This is a genomic window from Rhodococcus sp. WMMA185, from assembly GCF_001767395.1.
Taxonomy (GTDB): Bacteria; Actinomycetota; Actinomycetes; order Mycobacteriales; family Mycobacteriaceae; genus Rhodococcus_F.
In genome coordinates, this window is sequence record NZ_CP017014.1 from 2,519,066 (window position 1) to 2,536,138 (window position 17,073).

At 63.8% G+C, this 17,073-nt stretch carries 14 protein-coding genes, 1 tRNA gene and 1 pseudogene; 4 read left to right on the forward strand and 12 right to left on the reverse strand.

The window, feature by feature from the left end:
• Positions 1 to 15 precede the first annotated feature (15 nt).
• The 4 genes from thrC to argS are packed head-to-tail and all read right to left on the reverse strand — an operon-like array spanning position 16 to position 5,478.
• Positions 16 to 1,098, reverse strand: a complete 1,083-nt coding sequence (gene thrC, locus BFN03_RS11250) for a threonine synthase (RefSeq protein ID WP_070379071.1) — start codon at positions 1,096 to 1,098, stop codon at positions 16 to 18.
• Positions 1,095 to 2,408: a homoserine dehydrogenase gene (locus tag BFN03_RS11255; RefSeq protein WP_070379072.1), complete on the reverse strand. Its 1,314-nt coding sequence runs from the start codon at positions 2,406 to 2,408 to the stop codon at positions 1,095 to 1,097. Before BFN03_RS11255 ends, thrC begins: the two co-directional genes overlap by 4 nt.
• Positions 2,405 to 3,826, reverse strand: coding sequence for a diaminopimelate decarboxylase (gene lysA / locus BFN03_RS11260; protein WP_070379073.1), 1,422 nt, complete (start codon positions 3,824 to 3,826; stop codon positions 2,405 to 2,407). Before lysA ends, BFN03_RS11255 begins: the two co-directional genes overlap by 4 nt.
• Positions 3,823 to 5,478, reverse strand: a complete 1,656-nt coding sequence (gene argS / locus BFN03_RS11265; protein WP_070379074.1) for an arginine--tRNA ligase — start codon at positions 5,476 to 5,478, stop codon at positions 3,823 to 3,825. The genes lysA and argS overlap by 4 nt, the downstream gene beginning before the upstream one ends.
• Before the next feature lie 218 nt (positions 5,479 to 5,696).
• On the opposite strand from argS, the gene BFN03_RS11270 reads away from it, so the two are divergent.
• A complete protein-coding gene (locus BFN03_RS11270; RefSeq protein ID WP_070379075.1) occupies positions 5,697 to 6,647 on the forward strand; it encodes a DUF3105 domain-containing protein in 951 nt (316 codons plus the stop codon).
• Complete coding sequence (locus tag BFN03_RS11275; RefSeq protein ID WP_070379076.1) at positions 6,640 to 7,371, forward strand: DUF305 domain-containing protein; 732 nt, start codon at positions 6,640 to 6,642, stop codon at positions 7,369 to 7,371. Before BFN03_RS11270 ends, BFN03_RS11275 begins: the two co-directional genes overlap by 8 nt.
• 21 nt (positions 7,372 to 7,392) lie before the next feature.
• Here BFN03_RS11275 and BFN03_RS11280 read toward each other — a convergent pair whose 3' ends face one another.
• The gene (locus BFN03_RS11280) at positions 7,393 to 9,798 is read right to left on the reverse strand and encodes a phosphoketolase family protein (protein WP_232320232.1); all 2,406 of its coding nucleotides are present in this window, start codon (positions 9,796 to 9,798) and stop codon (positions 7,393 to 7,395) included.
• Positions 9,799 to 9,987: 189 nt separating this feature from the next.
• On the opposite strand from BFN03_RS11280, the gene BFN03_RS11285 reads away from it, so the two are divergent.
• Positions 9,988 to 10,060 (forward strand) — tRNA-Arg (locus tag BFN03_RS11285).
• A gap of 138 nt (positions 10,061 to 10,198) precedes the next feature.
• Here the strand turns inward: BFN03_RS11285 and BFN03_RS11290 are convergent.
• Both BFN03_RS11290 and BFN03_RS21025 read right to left on the reverse strand, forming a co-directional pair.
• Positions 10,199 to 10,885 (reverse strand): methyltransferase, encoded by a 687-nt coding sequence (locus BFN03_RS11290; protein ID WP_084385592.1) that lies wholly within the window; start codon positions 10,883 to 10,885, stop codon positions 10,199 to 10,201.
• Positions 10,783 to 11,169 (reverse strand): annotated as a pseudogene (locus BFN03_RS21025) (methyltransferase family protein); the annotation flags it as partial. The gene BFN03_RS11290 and the pseudogene BFN03_RS21025, both read right to left, overlap by 103 nt.
• Before the next feature lie 407 nt (positions 11,170 to 11,576).
• Here BFN03_RS21025 and BFN03_RS11295 point away from each other — a divergent pair.
• Positions 11,577 to 12,497 carry an SMP-30/gluconolactonase/LRE family protein gene (locus BFN03_RS11295; protein ID WP_070379078.1) on the forward strand — a complete coding sequence of 307 codons (921 nt, stop codon included), beginning with the start codon at positions 11,577 to 11,579 and terminating at the stop codon, positions 12,495 to 12,497.
• An 86-nt stretch (positions 12,498 to 12,583) separates the two neighbouring features.
• Here the strand turns inward: BFN03_RS11295 and BFN03_RS20920 are convergent, their stop codons facing one another.
• The 5 genes from BFN03_RS20920 to BFN03_RS11320 are packed head-to-tail and all read right to left on the reverse strand — an operon-like array spanning position 12,584 to position 17,065.
• Positions 12,584 to 13,012: an SDR family oxidoreductase gene (locus tag BFN03_RS20920; protein WP_084385594.1), complete on the reverse strand. Its 429-nt coding sequence runs from the start codon at positions 13,010 to 13,012 to the stop codon at positions 12,584 to 12,586.
• Entirely contained in the window at positions 12,948 to 13,736 is a 789-nt protein-coding gene (locus BFN03_RS11305; RefSeq protein ID WP_070379080.1) for an SDR family oxidoreductase, read from the reverse strand. The genes BFN03_RS20920 and BFN03_RS11305 overlap by 65 nt, the downstream gene beginning before the upstream one ends.
• An 11-nt stretch (positions 13,737 to 13,747) precedes the next feature.
• On the reverse strand, positions 13,748 to 14,731 hold the full coding sequence (locus BFN03_RS11310; RefSeq protein ID WP_070379081.1) for an NADPH:quinone oxidoreductase family protein: 984 nt from the start codon (positions 14,729 to 14,731) through the stop codon (positions 13,748 to 13,750).
• Positions 14,732 to 14,777: 46 nt separating this feature from the next.
• Positions 14,778 to 15,878, reverse strand: a complete 1,101-nt coding sequence (locus BFN03_RS11315; RefSeq protein WP_070379082.1) for an acyl-CoA dehydrogenase family protein — start codon at positions 15,876 to 15,878, stop codon at positions 14,778 to 14,780.
• Positions 15,875 to 17,065, reverse strand: coding sequence for an acyl-CoA dehydrogenase family protein (locus BFN03_RS11320; RefSeq protein ID WP_070379083.1), 1,191 nt, complete (start codon positions 17,063 to 17,065; stop codon positions 15,875 to 15,877). Before BFN03_RS11320 ends, BFN03_RS11315 begins: the two co-directional genes overlap by 4 nt.
• Positions 17,066 to 17,073 lie beyond the last annotated feature (8 nt).

Below are 17,073 nucleotides of genomic sequence, written 5' to 3' on the forward strand. Positions count from 1 at the left end.
GCGTGGCCGCCTCCACTACGCCAGCTCCAGGGCGGAGGCGACAGCGACGGGGTCAACCGGAATCGGTTGGACCTCCGGCATTCCCGCCAACGCCGTGTCGGGGTCCTTGAGTCCATTACCGGTGACGGTGCAGACGACGCTCGAGCCTGAGTCCAGCCAACCCTCCTTGCGGGCGGCCAGCAGACCCGCAACGCTCGCAGCCGAAGCGGGTTCGACGAAAACGCCTTCGGTTCTTGCGATCAAGTGGTATGCCTCCAGAATCTCCTCGTCGGTCGCGGCACGGAAGGCTCCGTGCGACTCCTCCTTCGCGGCGATAGCGCCGTTCCAGGAGGCAGGCGAACCGATCCGGATCGCGGTCGCAATCGTCTCCGGATCTTTCACAGGGGCACCATGGATCAGCGGCGCGGCACCCGCGGCTTGGACGCCGAGCATTCGGGGCTTCACACTGGTGATTCCATCCGCGTAGTACTCGGAGTACCCGCGCCAATACGCGGTGATGTTGCCGGCGTTCCCGACCGGCAGCGCATGAACGTCGGGCGCCTTGCCCAGTGCGTCGCAGATCTCGAAAGCCGCGGTCTTCTGACCCTCGATGCGGACCGGGTTGACCGAGTTCACCAGTCCGATCGTGGGGAACTCCGCTGTGGTCTTCCTGGCCAGCTCGAGACAGTCGTCGAAGTTGCCCTGCACTTGAATGATCCGCGCACCGTGCATGACGGCTTGCGCAAGCTTGCCCATCGCGATCTTGCCCTGCGGCACCAGCACCGCACAGGTCATCTTCGCCTTGGCGGCGTACGCTGCGGCGGACGCAGAGGTGTTGCCCGTGGATGCGCACAGGACGGCCTGCTGCCCGCGAGCCAGCGCGTCGGTGACGGCCATCGTCATGCCGCGGTCTTTGAACGAGCCGGTCGGGTTGAGCCCCTCCACCTTGAGGTAGACCTCGCACCCGGTGATCTCCGAGAGATGCTCGGCGGGCAACAGCGGAGTGCCGCCCTCGCGCAGGGTGACCGTCTTCCAGTTCGGCCCGATGGAGAGTCGGTCTCGGTAGGCCTCGATCAGCCCCGGCCACGGGGCGTGCACGGGGTTGCAGGTGCCGGTCATTGTTCGGTGCCTTCCAGTCGCAGAACGCTGGTCACAGCGGTGACGAATTCTTTCTTACTCAGTGCCGCAACGGTTTCCGACAAAGCGGAATCCCCCGCGAGGTGGGTCACGACGACGAGGCGAGCGCAGTCGCCTGCGCCTTCCTGCCGCACGGTGGAGATGCTCACGCCGTGCTCGGAGAATTCTGCAGCCACGGCTGACAGCACACCCGCCTTGTCCGCCACCTTCATGCTGACGTAGTAGCGGGTCGGAATCTCGCCGATCGGCGAGATCTTCAGCTTGGCGTACTTCGATTCGCGAGGTCCGCGTCCACCGTTCACCTTATTGCGCGCGGCCATCACCAGATCACCCATCACGGCGGACGCGGTGGGGGCGCCACCCGCACCCTGGCCGTAGAACATCAAGCGCCCCGCGTTGTCGGCCTCGACAACCACGGCGTTGAATGCGCCGTTCACCGACGCCAGCGGATGACTCAACGGCACAAGAGCTGGGTAGACCCGGGCGGAGATCCGCTCTTCGCCGTCGTGGGTGGTAACCCGCTCGCAGATGGACAACAGCTTGATCGTGCAACCGAGTGCACGTGCCGACGTCAGATCTTCCGCGGTGATATTGGTGATCCCTTCGCGGTACACATCTGCCGCCGTCACCCGGGTGTGGAAGGCGATCGACGCGAGGATCGCCGCCTTGGCCGCGGCGTCGTAGCCTTCCACGTCGGCCGTCGGATCTGCCTCCGCGTAGCCGAGTCGTCCGGCCTCGGCGAGCGTCGCGGCGTAGTCCGCCCCGGTCTCGTCCATTGCCGACAGAATGAAATTGGTGGTGCCGTTGACAATTCCGGCGACCTTGTTGACTCGATCGCCGGCGAGCGACTGGAAGAGTGGCCGGATCACCGGGATCGCGCCCGCCACGGCGGCCTCGAAATACAGATCGACACTGTGCATCTCCGCAGCCTCGGCCAGTTCTCCGGTGCGTTCGGAGAGCAGAGCCTTGTTCGCGGTGACAACGGACTTCCCGGAGTTCAGCGCCGAGAGAATCAACTCGCGTGGCAGATCCGTGCCACCGATCACCTCGACGACGATGTCGACGTCGTCGCGAGCCACGAGGGTCGCTGCGTCGGTGGTCTGCAGTTCGACTGGGATTCCGCGATCTGCACCGGGGCGGCGAACAGCCACACCGCGCAGAATCAACGGGGCGCCGACGCGAGCCTCGAGGTCTTGGCTGTGTTCTTGCAGGATGCGCACCACCTCGCTCCCGACGTTGCCGAGGCCGAGGACGGCCACACCGATAGCGCGATGCGCCGATTCACTCGTCACTGCTGTACCTCCAAGCTCAGCAAGTCTTCCACGGTTTCCCTCCGGAGGATCACACGCGAGCGCCCATCACGCACCGCCACCACGGCAGGCCGAGTCAGCATGTTGTATCTGCTCGACATCGAATAGCAGTATGCACCGGTGGCGGCGACGGCAAGAACATCTCCGGCATCGATGTCCTCGGGCATCCAGGTGTCACGGATCACGACGTCGCCCGACTCACAATGCTTACCCACGACTCTGGACACGACAGGTTCGGCATCGCTCGCCCTCGAGACCAGCTTCACTTCGTACTCCGCCTGATACAGCGCCGTACGGATATTGTCGCTCATGCCACCGTCGACGCTGACATACCGGCGGGTCAGGGAACTACCGACAGTGACGTCCTTGATTGTGCCGACCTCGTACAGCGTCACCGTCCCGGGTCCGGCAATCGAACGTCCCGGTTCGACTGCCAGCGTCGGTTCGGGCAGACCCGCCAGCGTCGACTCGTTGCGGACGATGTCAGCGAGCTTTGCGGCAAGTTGATCTACCGGGGGCGGATCGTCGGTGGGGACGTAGGAGATTCCCATGCCGCCGCCCAGGTCGATGATCGAGATCTGAGACGTCTTTTCCACACCGAACGCCGCGACGACGTCTCGAAGGAGCCCGATGACGCGGTGAGCGGCGAGTTCGAAGCCGTCGACGTCGAATATCTGCGAGCCGATGTGGCTGTGAAGGCCCACGAGCCTCAGGTGGTCGGCGGCAAAAACCTGCCGAACCGCGTCGATCGCCTTTCCATCCGCGAGCGAGAACCCGAACTTCTGATCCTCGTGGGCAGTGGAGATGAACTCGTGGGTGTGCGCCTCCACACCAACCGTCACGCGGATCAACACGTCCTGGACGACGCCGGCTTCACCGGCTACCCTTTCGAGGCGATCGATCTCCATCGCAGAGTCGAGCACAATGTGCCCGACACCTGCCGCCACCGCTGCACTCAGCTCCGCAAGCGACTTATTGTTGCCGTGCATGGCAATTCGTTCAGCCGGGAATCCAGCGTGCAGGGCAACCGTCAGTTCTCCGCCGGAGGCGACATCCAGAGACAGACCCTCTTCTGCAACCCAGCGAGCGATCTCGCCGCACAAGAAGGCCTTGGACGCGTAGTGCACCCTGGCGCTCGGCCCGAACGCGCCGGCCATGTCGCGGCACCGAGACCTGAAATCGTCTTCGTCCACTACGAACAGTGGTGTGCCGTATTTCTCCACCAGGTCCGTCACCGGGACCCCAGCCAGGCTCACGACCCCGTCAGCGCCTCGGCGCGCGTTCCGTGGCCATACCTGCGGGGAGAGCGATGCGAACTCGGCCGAATCGGTGGGGCGCTCGGGCAGTCCGGGCGCGTGCAGGTGTTCGGCGTGCTTGGGGCCTGCGGGGTGCGCGTTCACATCTGCTCCGGTGCGCTCACGCCGAGCAGTGCAAGACCGTTGGCCAGCACCTGGCGAGACGCCATACACAGCGCCAGTCGCGCGGTGTGGATCGGCGCCGGGTCCTCATCGCCCTGCGGAAGAATCCGGCGGCCCGCTCCGTAGAAGCGGTGGTACGCACCGGCAAGCTCCTCGAGGTACCTCGCAACGCGATGCGGCTCACGGAGATTCGCCGCGCTCGACACGACACGTGGGTATTCCCCGAGTGTCCGGATGAGGTCGCCCTCCTGATCCGCGACCAGCAGCGACAGGTCCGGGTTCTCAGCGGAAACCCCGAGATCGGCCGCATTACGGGCGATCGACGCGAGGCGGGCATGCGCGTATTGCACGTAGTAGACGGGATTTTCGTTGCCGGTGCTCGTCCACAGCTCGAGGTCGATGTCAATGCTCGAGTCCACCGACGACCGGATCAGCGCGTAGCGCGACGCGTCCACACCGATGGCCTCGACGAGATCGTCGAGAGTGATGACGGTGCCGGCACGCTTGCTCATCTTCACGGTCACGCCGTCGCGGACCAGGTTCACCATCTGCCCGATCAATACCTCCACGGTGTCCGGGTCGTCACCGAACGCCGCGGCAGCGGCCTTGAGCCGGCCGATGTAGCCGTGATGATCCGCACCGAGCATGTATATACACAGGTCGAAACCCCGGGAGCGCTTGTCCTGGAAGTAGGCGATATCACCGGCGATATACGCAGCGTTGCCGTCGCTCTTGATGACGACGCGGTCCTTGTCGTCGCCGAAATCGGTGCTCTTGAGCCACCAAGCGCCATCTTCTTGAAAGAGGTTCCCGGAGAGCTTCAGCGTCTCGACTGCCTTCTCCACCGCGCCCGACTCGAACAGCGAATTCTCATGGAAGTACACATCGAAGTCGACACCGAACTCGTGCAAGGTGCGCTTGATGTGCGCGAACATCAGTTCCACGCCGATGGACCGGAACACTTCCTCTTGTTCGGCAGTGGGAAGCTCGAGCGCGTCGGGGCGCCGACGCAGAACTTGGGAGGCGATATCGGCGATGTACGCACCGGCATATCCGTCTTCGGGGGTGGGTTCTCCCTTGGCCGCCGCGATCAGCGAGCGGGAGAACCGGTCGATCTGCGCGCCGTGGTCGTTGAAGTAGTACTCACGTGTGACCGCCGCACCCTGTGTGGCCAGGATGCGGCCGAGTGCGTCGCCCACAGCCGCCCAACGGGTTCCACCGAGGTGTATGGGGCCGGTCGGGTTGGCGGAGACGAATTCGAGGTTGATGTTCTTGCCCGCGAGCGCGGCGCCCCAACCGAACCCTGCACCCTCCGCCAGGATCTTGGCGACGATCGCTCCCTGCGCATCTGCCGCGAGACGGATGTTGAGAAAGCCCGGGCCTGCGATGTCGGCGCTGTCGATGCCCTCTGTCTCAGTCAGAGCCTCGGCAAGCCAGGTGGCCAGTTCACGAGGATTGGTACCGACCTTCTTGGCCACCTGCATCGCGACATTGGTCGCGTAGTCGCCGTGCTCGGGGTTCCGCGGACGCTCGACCGTCAGGGTCTCGGGCAACACGGACACGTCGAGTCCGCGGTCGGCGAGCACGGCCGCGGCGGTTCCACGGAGCAGTTCGGCAAGATCGGCTGGAGTCACAGGTATCTATCCTATGGCCATCGCGTCTCGAGCGGTGATCCGCCTTCCCACGGCTGACCCCCAGGCCCCGCGAGGCGTCTTCAGGCGTGTCCGCGGTCACTCTCGCTGGTTGGGCACAGAATGGAAACAGTATAGTGGCATCGCCCCGAGACTCGGTCCTCGGCTTCCGGCTACCGGGAAAAGAGCGCCCGCAACCCACCACCGAAAGATCACAATTTATGCCAAGCGGTTCGGAAAATCGTGGTCCCGACAAGAAGTCGGGAGCGAAGTCGGCCAAGGCCATCAAGGCCGCCCAGAAAAAGAGTAGCCGCGACAAGGCCTCGGGCGGCGCGGGGAAGGTCAAGGGCGGCGGCGCTCCGAGACAGATTCCCTGGCTCACGATCGGCGCCGGAGGAGCTGTAGTCGCCTTGGTGGCGGTTCTTGCGATCAACCTGGTGCCCAAGTACCAGGCCAACGTCGAGGCCTCTCGCTTTGCGCCGAGCGCCGAGGACCCCGACCCCTCGGTCAACATCGACGGTGTCGTCAGGGTCGACTACCCGGCCGGCATCCACGTCCAACCGTCGCAGCGAGTCGCTTACGACCATTCGCCTCCGTTCGGTGGCCCACACGATGGAATCTGGGCAACATGCACGGGAACGGTGTACCCGAACGCGATCCGCAGCGAGAATGCCGTGCACTCGCTCGAGCACGGCGCGGTATGGATCACCTACAACCCGGACGAGGTGACTGGCGACCAGGTGCGGACCCTCGAGGACAAGGTCGACGGTAAGACATTCACGATGTTGTCGCCGTACCCCGGCCTCGACAGCCCCGTTTCGCTGCAGTCGTGGGGCCACCAACTGAAGTTGGACAGCGTCGACGACCCTCGAATCGACCAGTTCATCACCGCGCTGCGGATCAATCCGAACACCTATCCCGAGGTGGGCGCGACCTGCTCGTCGATTCCGGGCTCCGGTTTCGACCCCGACAACCCGCCCCCGTTCGATCCGAGCCCACCCGGCCCGGACGCAGTGCCCATGGACGGCGGCGGAATCACCCCGGACGAGTCCGAAGTGGGCGGAATGCAGCTCCCGCCCGACATGCAAGTTCCATCTGAGCTCCCGCAGGAGCCCGACCAGCAGCTTCCGCCTGAGCCCCAGCAGGCGCCGATCGAAGGCAGCAATGGCTGACTCCACCGACTCCGAACTCGGACCCGAGACCGCACCCGCGGACGACAGCACACCTCCTCGACGCAGCCAGCGCACAGCACTCACTGTCATCGGGTTGATCGGCGCCCTCGTCATCGGCTTCGCCGTCGGGTTCCTGGTACGCCCGTCGGCGGAGGACGATACGGCCGTTCCCGAAGCCGGTTCCGTTGATGTCGGGTTCGCCCAAGATATGAGCGAGCATCACAGCCAGGCCGTGGAGATGTCGGCGATCGCGCTGGCGGATGTCAACGACCCCGCGGTCCGGAGCCTCGCGTACGACATCCTCACCACGCAACAGAACCAACTCGGACAGATGCAGGCTTGGCTCGACCTGTGGGGTCAGCCCTTGCTGCCGTCCGGTGGGTACATGGGATGGATGCAGCCACAGCAATCCGACGGTCACGGCCAGGACTCCGACGAAGCCATGCACATGGGTCCGATGGCGAAGATGCCGGGCATGGCGACCTCGGAGGATATGACTGCCTTGCGCCAGGCCACAGGTCCCGCCGCCGACGTCCTGTTTCTCCAGCTCATGCTTCGCCACCACGAGGGCGGGCTACCGATGATGGAGTATGCGGCCGAGCACGCCGCCGAACGTGTGACGCGCGACCTTGCTCAGAAGATGGTCGATACCCAGGAAAGCGAGTCGACGTTGATCACGAACATGCTCGCTGAAAGGGGCTCGAGTCCCCTGCCGATGAACTGACCGGCCGTCAACTGATCGCTGTCACGACCACGTCCAGTCGCGCACCTCGGGCATGTCCTCGAGGTGCGCGACTACGTATTCGCCGTGCCGTTCGAGTTGGCTGAGACAGAAGTCGGCGAGTGCATCGGCGCCTGCGGGTTCCGTGCGTGCGCGTCTGAGTGCTTCCAATGCCAAGTGGTAGCGGCTCATTCGGTTCAGCACGACCATGTCGAACGGCGTGGTCGTAGCGCCCTGTTCGCTGAAACCGCGGACGTGGAAACGTTCCGGATCGGGACGCCCGTGGATCAGTTCGTGGACGGCGCGCGAATATCCGTGGAACGCGAACACTACATCGGTATCGGCGGTGAACAAGTCGAGGAACTTCTGAGCGTCGAATCCGTGCGGATGCTCCGTAGGCGTGAGCAGCCCCATCAGGTCGACGAGGTTGACCACCCTTGTGACGAGATCCGGCGTGTGCTCGCGAAGCAACTGGGCGGCTGCGAGGATCTCCTGAGTCGGAACGTCACCCGCGGCGGCAAGCACGACATCCGGCCCGGTACCTGCCTGGGCCTCAGTGCCCGCCCACTCCCACACCGACGCCCCAGCCGCACAGTGGGCGTGTGCCTGCTCGAGGGTCAGGTACTGCAGATGCGGCTGCTTGTCGACGACGATGAGATTGACGTGGTCGATGCTGCGCAGGCAGTGGTCGGAAATCGAGAGCAACGTGTTCGAATCAGGCGGAAGCCAGACCCGAACGACGTCCGGCGCGAGGGGAATGACGGAATCGATCATGCCCGGACCCTGATGGCTGAAGCCGTTGTGGTCGTTGCGCCAACACGTGCTGGTCAGCAGAACATTGAGCGACGAAACCGGTGACCGCCACGGCAGATCCACCGCGTGCTGGATCCACTTCGCATGTTGAATGAGCATGGACACGCTCACCATCGCGAACGCCTCGTAGCTGGCGAAAATCCCGTGCCGCCCGGACAGCAGGTATCCCTCGAGCCACCCCTCGCACAGGTGCTCGCTGAGAATTTCCATCACCCGTCCACCCGGTGACAGTCCGTCGTCGTAGTCGGTGATGGGTAGCTGCCAACAGCGATCGGTCGCCTCGAATACCGCGCCCAGTCGGTTGCTGGACGTCTCGTCGGGACAGAACAGGCGAAAGGTTCCCCCACCGTCGGGAGTGGTGGTCGCCGTATAGAGGTCGCGGAGCAACTCGCCGAGTACGCGAGTCGTCTCGTGCATGGTGGCACCCGGTTTCTCGATGGCGAGCGCATACTTTTCCAACGGCGGTATCGGCAGGTCCACCCTCAGGCGCCCGCCGTTGGCGTACGGGGACGAACCCATCCGCTTGTCACCCTCCGGCGCCAACTGTGCGAGATCGGAGACGAGCGAGCCGTTCGCATCGAACAAATCTTCCGGCGAGTACGACCGCATCCATTGTTCGAGTTGGTGGAGGTGGGCCTGGTTGGTCCGAACCCCGGACAAGGGAACCTGGTGAGCACGATGTGTTCCCTCGACAAGAACGCCATCGACGGTATGTGGGCCCGTCCAGCCCTTCGGGGTCTTCAGCACGATCGCCGGCCATTTCGCACCCGTGGGCCACGCCGCGCGCGCGTCACGCTGAACTCGCCCCGCCCGCGCCTCCCGCTGCATGTCGGTTATCACCCTGTACGCATCGCCGAGAGCACGATCGAGCGCGCGGAACACTGTGGGCGGGTCGTCACCGGCGACGACGGTCGGTGCCCATCCCTGACCGCTCAGGAATGCCTCGACGTCGTCATCGCTACTGCGGCCATAGACCGTGGGTCCCGCGATCTTCGCTCCGTTGACGTGCAGGATCGGCAATACGGCACCGTCGCGCTCCGGATTGAGGAACGCGGGGAGCTTCCACGAGCCCGACAATGGCCCCGTCTCAGCCTCGCCGTCGCCAATCACGCACGCTACCAGCAGATTCGGATGATCGAATGCTGCGCCGGCCGCGTGAGCCAGGGAATAGCCCAGCTCCCCGCCCTCGTGGATACTTCCCGGTGTCTGCACACCGACGTGACTCGGAACCCCACCCGGAGTCGAGAACTGCCGACACAGCCGGTGGATTCCGGCGGCGTCACGGGACACCCCGGGATACACCTCCGAGTAGGTCCCCTCCAGATACGTGGCGGCGACCAGGGCGGGCCCGCCGTGACCGGGCCCGGTCACGAACAGGCAATCCGCGTCTGTCCGGCAGATCAGACGATTCAGAAGGGTGTAGACCATGGACAACCCAGGACTGGTCCCCCAATGTCCGAGAAGCCGGGGTTTGATATGCGCCGGCCGCAACGGCTCACGCAGCAGCGTGTTGTCCTGCAAGTAGATCTGCGCGACAGTGAGGTAATTGGCGGCCGCCCACCACCGCAGATCCTGTTCGAGGTCATGATCGGAATACTGCGCGTCCGAGCTCCGCACGCCGTCATTCAACCCATCGGCCATTCTCGACCCTCCCGGGATTTCGCAGGTGTCCACGTCACCACGACACTATGCGAGTTTGCACCCGCACGGGGATCGAGACACCGTGGTTGAGGGACCGATTTGGTCCACCCCACTACCCATGCGTTACGATTGGCCAGCCCAATTGGTACGCCGGTATTCCGGCGCGCCCCCGTAGCTCAGGGGATAGAGCGTTCGCCTCCGGAGCGAAAGGCCGCAGGTTCGAATCCTGCCGGGGGCACCCACCTAAGCAGCACCCGCAACCGGGCAGTCTGTTCGCGGTTCAGGGCCCGAGTGCAGGTGTCCTACCCCAACCCAGGTTCGCTGGATAGAAACCGATCCTCGACCCGGCTTCTAGTCGATCATGACGACACCGACGCTATCGTTTGACGGCCTCCATAAGTCCTATGCGCTTCGACCGCGGATACCTGGTGGTGACATATCGCCAGCCAGACTTCTCGAACATATTTCCGTACTCTTCTTCAGTCCGTTCACGTCCAGACGTGACACACATCATATGCAAATCGAATGTCTTCGAAAAGTGACGTTCACTCGGTCCAGGTACGACAAAATCTGCGACAAACAGCCGGTTACCGGCCTGTGCCGCTGCACCGATATTTTCCAGTATCGTGATGCACTGTTCATCGCTCCAGTCGTGCAAAATGTGCTTCATGATATACACATCTGCTTCGGGTATAGACTCGAACATGTCTCCCGAAAGATGCTCTACACGCTCCTCGACCGCCATTTTTTCGGCCCAGAACAATTCTGGTAGATCGAGGACTTCAGGCCGTTCGTACACCATTCCGTACGCATCTGGATTTTCTTTTATGATGGAGCGCAACAAATGCCCTTGGCCTCCACCGACATCGAAAATCAGTGCGTTTCCGAGCTTATAGTCTCCGAATGCTTCCAGGACTTCCCGCGAAGCACTCTCGGCGGAGAAGTTACTGGTCGCTTCGTTCATCGTTTCCAGAAATGCTCTGTCTTGCTCGGAGTACTTCCACGGCGTACTCCCGAATTGCCTCTTGAAACCGTCGTCACCCCCTCCCTGATGAGATCGCATAGATGTGACCAAGCCTGATAGTGTTCGGGCCCCTCTTCGAGAAGAAGCACGCCACGCAAACTGTACGGGTGGTTTTTGAGGAAGGTTTCTCCCGACCCGGTCAAGCTGAAATTCTGGTGTTGGCTTTCTTCCAAAATGCCGAGATTGGCAAGCCCTCGAAGGAGGCGATAACAATTCGGACCGTCTAGAGACAGAGCGGAGGCAATCGACTTCGCATCCAGTGGACCGCCGGCGAGCGCTTCGACGACGTTCAGCTTGACCCCTGCATAGAGAATCTGGCTACGCCACCTGCCGAAAAATCAGGTCGAACATTTCTTCCCGCGTTCGCTCTGCTGACATGACCAAACACCTCTCTTCTGTTCTCGTTCGTGCAGTCGGCCCAGGGGCTGTCCTCTTGCAAACATCAAGAGATGTCGGCCACGGCACACTCGCGCCGCACGGACTTTGCAACGGCTACGGGTTGTAAACAACCTTTACCCTGCCCCGTCGATCAGTAGCTTCTTGTCCCCCGATCTGCTAGAAAAACGGATTACCTCCGTGTCCCCCGACCTGGGGACACTGGGCGCGGACAAGCCATCGGCACCCTTGTCGCGTTGACGACGCCACTCGGCGAATATCAGACTGCCCGAGGGCGTGTTGGACTAATCTCTATCAGCAAAGAGCCTGATCAGACTAGGCAAAGGAGCCTGCGATGGTCGAGATCGAGTGCTTGTGGGAGTGCAACGACGGACTTGGCGAAACGCCGATATGGGTCGCCGAGGAGTCGTCGCTCTATTGGGCCGACCACGTCGGCCCGTTGGTCGACGTGGTCGGTCCACGACAGCCGTCTATTCGCCGACTGAACCTGGCCACCGGCGAACGCACCGTGTGGCCGATGCCGGAACAGGTCGGTTCATTCGGATTCCGTGAGCAGGGCGGCTTGATCGGGGGCTCGAACTCGGGATTCTGCGAGATCGACCTGGCGCGTGGGACCTTCGAGCGCATTGTCGACCCCGAACCAGACAAGCCGTTCAACCGTCTCAACGATGGCAAGATCGATCGCCGCGGACGGTACTGGTGCGGAAGTATGGACGGCAAGCTCAGCGACAAGTCGTCCTACCTCTATCGCTTCGACGCCGATCACTCCTACCGAAGAGTGGCTGAGGACTTCACATTCATCTGCAGCAACGGTATCGCCTTCGATCCCCAAGACACGCGGATGTACTTCGGCGACACGAAGGGCGGCATGATCTACGTGTTCGACTTCGACATCGACGAAGGCCGCATCCAGAATCGACGGCCCTTCTTCTCTGTCGCAGACTACGCACCCGCGCCGGCGATCGTGGACGGCGCCACGGTCGACGTCGAGGGCTACTATTGGTTCGCTCTCAACCTCGGCGGCAAGATCCTCCGAGTGGCCCCGGACGGGCGCCTGGACCGGGAAATCGAGATGCCGGTCCGCACGCCCACCTGCGTGGCGTTCGGCAGCGACGACTTCGAAACACTGTTCGTCACCTCGCAGCAGTCCTTCGCGACTGATGAGGAATTGAAGCAGCACCCGCAACCCGGCAGTGTGTTCGCGATTCACGGACTGGGCGTGCGCGGTCTGCCCGAACCCAGATTCGCTGGGTAGCAGACGGATTCACTGCGGCCCTGCGAAACGAACACCAGACGAGCGGATAAGAGCAATTAGACCCCCTTCTGAAACTCGCGCGGCTCTCACCGCGTACCCGTGATGCCGCCGTCCAATGGAATCACGGCACCAGTCAGGCAAGCCCCTGCTCGAGATGACAGGTACACGGCCGCTCCTACGGCGTCCTCCTCCGTACCGAATCGACTCAGCGGAATTCTCTCGAGCGCGTTCTTCCGTATCTGCACGTCGTTCATGATGAACGATTGCATCTCCGTCGGAAATGGCCCAGGAGCAATCATATTCACAGTTATGCGGTCCGTAGCCAATTGCTTCGCCAACTTTCGGGTCAGCATCTCCAGAGACGCCTTACTGGCCGTATACGAATATTCGGTGCGGCTGTCTTCGGAAGACGCCGCTCCACTTCCGTTCCGAGCAGCTGAACGTAGTTGCTCAGCGTGTCCCCGCGCTCCCGCCGTCCACGGGGATGACGGTGCCGGTGAGGTAGGCGCCGGCACGCGAGGACAGGAAGATCGCGGTGCCCGCCACGTCTTCGGGTGTACCCACCCGCCCGAGCGGAACCGCACTCTCGACCGCTTTCCGTCGCTCCGGATCGTCGAGGAAGTAGGCCATCATCTTGCTCGGAAAGGGTCCGGGCGCAATAGCGTTGACGGTGACACGCTGCGGAGCCAGTGTCGCGGCCATCTTGCGGGTGAGCATGTGGACTGCCGCCTTGCTGGCTCCGTACGAGAAGTTGTCTGTGCGTGACAACACGATTCCGTCGATCGAACCGATGTTGATCACCCGAGCCGGATCAACATCGGTCCCCGCCGCCCGCAGCCTCGGCAGCAGCTTCTGCGTCAGGCTGAACACGCCCTTGACGTTGATGTCGAAGATCTTGTCGAACGCGGAGTCGGGGAATTCGTCGATCGGCGCGCCCCACGTCGCGCCCGCGTTGTTCACAAGCACGTTCAGTATCGGGGCCACCTCCGCCACTCGGGCAGCGAGGCTGTCGACCCCCTCCGCAGTGGACAGGTCTGCAGGATGGGCGAGGCACGCCCCCGGTCCCCTTGCAGACAACTCCGTAGCCGTGTCCGCGCAGGCGTCCGCCTTGCGCGACGAGATGATCACCGTAGCGCCAGCCTGCACGAATCCCTCCGCGATCATCCGGCCGATCCCGCGCGAACCGCCCGTAACCACCACCGTCTTACCGGTGACATCGAATAGCGAACCCGCGCTCATATGCACTCCCTTCAGGGTTGGAATACCACGCGACCGACGGTGCTGCCGTCGCCGAGGCGGCCTATGCCGTCGGCCACATCGGCGAGCGAGAGTCGCTCGCTGATGAGCGGTTTGATCGCACCGGATTCTGCAAGCCGGGTCAGTTCTTCGTGACAGTCAGCGATCGCCTGCGGGTTGTACGCGTTGTACAGGCCCCAGTGAAGCCCGATAATCGAATAGTTCTTGATCAACGCGTGGTTGAGCCCCGGTGTCGGAATGGTGCCGCCCGCGAAGCCGATGATCAGGATGCGGCCCTCGAAAGCGATGCACTTGGTGGACTTCGTGTAGGCGTCGCCGCCGACCGGGTCGTAGACTACGTCCGCCCCACGACCACCGGTGAACTCCTTGACCAACGGCACGAAATCGTCTGTGTGCCGGTCGATCACCAGGTCGGCTCCGAGCCGGCGACAGTAATCGACCTTCTCGGCACCTCCGACGACGCCGATCACCTTCGCCCCGGCAGCCTTACCCAGTTGTACTGCGGCACTACCGACTCCTCCAGCGGCAGCATGCACGAGCAGTGTCTCGCCCGGCTTCAATTGGGTTCGTCGGTGCAGAGCGAACCAACTCGTCTGATAGCCGATGGTGAGTGCGGACGCCTCGGCGTCGTCGAGCGCGGCCGGGGCGGCGAACGCGTTGGACTCGCTCATCACGGCCATCTCCGCGAACCCACCGGCGGGGAGATTGGGACTGCCGATCACCCGGTCGCCGACCGCGACGCGGGTCACGCCGTCCCCGACTGCCAGAACCCGACCGCACAACTCGACTCCGGGCGTGAACGGCAGCGGAGGCTTGATCTGGTACTCGCCCCGGCACAGCAGGACGTCCGGGAAGTTCGCGGGCGTCGCCAGGACCTTCACCAGGATCTCGCCTGGACCGGCAGTCGGATCCTCGACGTCCTCGAGCTCGAGCGCCGTGCGCGGTTGGCCGAGTTCGTTGATGCGCCAGGCCTTCATCGTTGTCTCCTTGAAGTTCGTTTCGGGAAGTCGGTGCCGGGATGGGTCATGCAGGCAGGTCGATCAGGGTGGCCAGATGTGCCCGGTGGCGGTAGGGGGTTCCAAACGCAAGCTGGTCGCTCTTCGCCCTCTTGAGGTACAGGTGCGCCGGGTACTCCCACGTCATGCCGATCCCGGCGTGCAGTTGGATGCACTCCTCGGCGGCGTGGACGGCGACATCGCTGCAGTATGCCTGCGCGAGGGCGGCTGCGATCTCTGCGTCCGAGTCACCCCGGGCCGAAGTGTCCGCGGCGTATCTGGCCGCCGCCGTGGCAGATGTGACCTCGAGCCAGAGATCGGCGATACGGTGCTTGATCGCCTGGAAAGAACCGACCGCACGCCCGAACTGCTTGCGTTCCTTGACATAAGCGAGCGTCGTCTCGAAGCACCATTTCGCGATTCCGAGCTGTTCGGACGCGAGAAGTGCGGCGCCTGTGCCGAGAGCGGAGCGCACCGCCTCGGCTGCCGTGCCCTCGTCGACGCGGGTAGACGCCACTCCGTCGAAGGTGACATCCGAAAGCGGTCGGGTCATGTCGAGCGAGAGCACCGGAGCCACGGTGACGCCGGCGGCACCCGCGCTGACGACGTGGAGTTCGAGCCCTTCGGATCCCTCGACCGGCACGATCAGGACGTCGGCTGCCGAGGCGCCCGCGACGCTGGTCACGGTTCCCACGAGTGTGCCTGCATCGAGGCGCACGCTCGGCGCGAACCGGCCCGGTGCGGTCGCGAGTCCGACCGCCAGCGCACCGGTGGTCGTTCCGTCTGCGAGCGCTCCGACCGTCTGCTCGTCCCCTGCCTTCAGCAGTGCCACGGTGGCGAGTACCGCGCTGGACAGGTACGGGACGGGCGCCGCAGCTCGTCCGATCTCCTCCATGACCACCGCCGCCTCGCGCGCACTGGCACCCGCGCCGCCGAGCGTCTCGGGCACGAGCAAGCCGGCAAGTCCGAGATCGACGGCAAGGGCCTTCCACACCGCTGTGAAGTCGGCGGGAGCCTGGTCGTACATCGCCGCGACCGACTCCGGTGGGCAGCGATCGGCGAGCAGCCGGCGGACGCTGTCGCGCAGGGCATCCTCCGTGTCGGAGTAGAGCAGGTCTGCGGTGCTCATCGAGGCAGGTCCTTCCAGGCGATGTTCTTGTCGACGCGGTGCTCCGGGGGAAGGCCGAGAACGCGTTCTGCGATCACATTGCGCAGGATCTCGGACGTTCCGCCCTCGATCGAGTTGCCCTTGGCACGCAGATACCGGTATCCCGGTTCGCGTCCGGTGAAGTCGACCTTGTCCGGTCGGCGCATGGTCCAGTCGTCGTACCGCAGTCCCGCCTCTCCGTTGAGTTCGATTTCGAAGCCCGAGACGGTCTGCGCCAGCCGGGCGAAAGCCAGCTTCATGGCAGATCCCTCCGGGCCCGGATGGCCGGCCTCTAGTTGTTGCCGCAGGCGTTCGCCGGTCAATCGGGCGACTTCTGCCTCGACCCACAGGTGGAGCAGGTCGTCGTGCATCGCATCATCACGTAGCTCGGGGCGCTCCCGCCACGTTCGAGCGACCAATCCGATCATGCCGCTCTCACGAGCAGCAGCGACACCACCGATTGCCACCCGCTCGCTGTTGAGGGTTGCGGTAGCCACTTGCCACCCCTGCCCCTCGTCGCCGAGCCGATTCGAGTCGGGGATGCGCACATCAGCCAGGAACACTTCGTTGAACTCGGCCTCACCGGTGATCTGGCGCAGTGGCCGAACATCGATGCCGGCATCGCTCATGTCGCACAGAAAGTACGTGAGCCCTGCGTGCTTGGGCACAGACGGATCCGTCCGCGCCACCAGGATGGCCATCTGCGCGTTCTGCGCCCCCGACGTCCACACCTTCTGCCCGTTGACGATCCAGGTGTCACCGTCTCGAACGGCACGTGTCGCGACGGCGGCGAGATCGGAGCCCGCCCCCGGCTCGCTGAACAGTTGGCAGTAGATGTGCTCGCCTGTATAAAGCGGGCGCAGGTACTTCTCCCGCTGCTCCGCGGTCCCGAAGGCGGCAATGGTAGGTGCGGCCATGCCGAGCCCGATTCCGTTGCGGTCCTTGGCAGGTCCCGGCGCGCCCGCCGCCTCCAGTTCGGCGTCGACGCGCGCCTGGAAGCTTCGCGGAAGACCGAGACCTCCAAGACCCGGCTGGAAGTGGACCCACGCCAGACCGGCATCGAATCGGGCGCCGAGGAACTGTGTGGCATCGGAGAGGTCGTTCTGCTCGACAAGAGCAGCGACGCGCGCGCTCAGATCTCGCGCGATTGTCTGTTCGTCCGTGGTCATGATCGTTG

What these genes read in the sequence shown, in the direction of transcription:
- thrC (WP_070379071.1), bottom strand. Translation starts at nt 1,098, where the DNA reads ATGACCGGCACCTGCAACCCCGTGCACGCCCCGTGGCCGGGGCTGATC.
- BFN03_RS11270 (WP_070379075.1), top strand. Translation starts at nt 5,697, where the DNA reads ATGCCAAGCGGTTCGGAAAATCGTGGTCCCGACAAGAAGTCGGGAGCG.
- BFN03_RS11275 (WP_070379076.1), top strand. Translation starts at nt 6,640, where the DNA reads ATGGCTGACTCCACCGACTCCGAACTCGGACCCGAGACCGCACCCGCG.
- BFN03_RS11290 (WP_084385592.1), bottom strand. Translation starts at nt 10,885, where the DNA reads ATGCGATCTCATCAGGGAGGGGGTGACGACGGTTTCAAGAGGCAATTC.
- BFN03_RS11295 (WP_070379078.1), top strand. Translation starts at nt 11,577, where the DNA reads ATGGTCGAGATCGAGTGCTTGTGGGAGTGCAACGACGGACTTGGCGAA.
- BFN03_RS11305 (WP_070379080.1), bottom strand. Translation starts at nt 13,736, where the DNA reads ATGAGCGCGGGTTCGCTATTCGATGTCACCGGTAAGACGGTGGTGGTT.
- BFN03_RS11310 (WP_070379081.1), bottom strand. Translation starts at nt 14,731, where the DNA reads ATGAAGGCCTGGCGCATCAACGAACTCGGCCAACCGCGCACGGCGCTC.
- BFN03_RS11315 (WP_070379082.1), bottom strand. Translation starts at nt 15,878, where the DNA reads ATGAGCACCGCAGACCTGCTCTACTCCGACACGGAGGATGCCCTGCGC.
- BFN03_RS11320 (WP_070379083.1), bottom strand. Translation starts at nt 17,065, where the DNA reads ATGACCACGGACGAACAGACAATCGCGCGAGATCTGAGCGCGCGCGTC.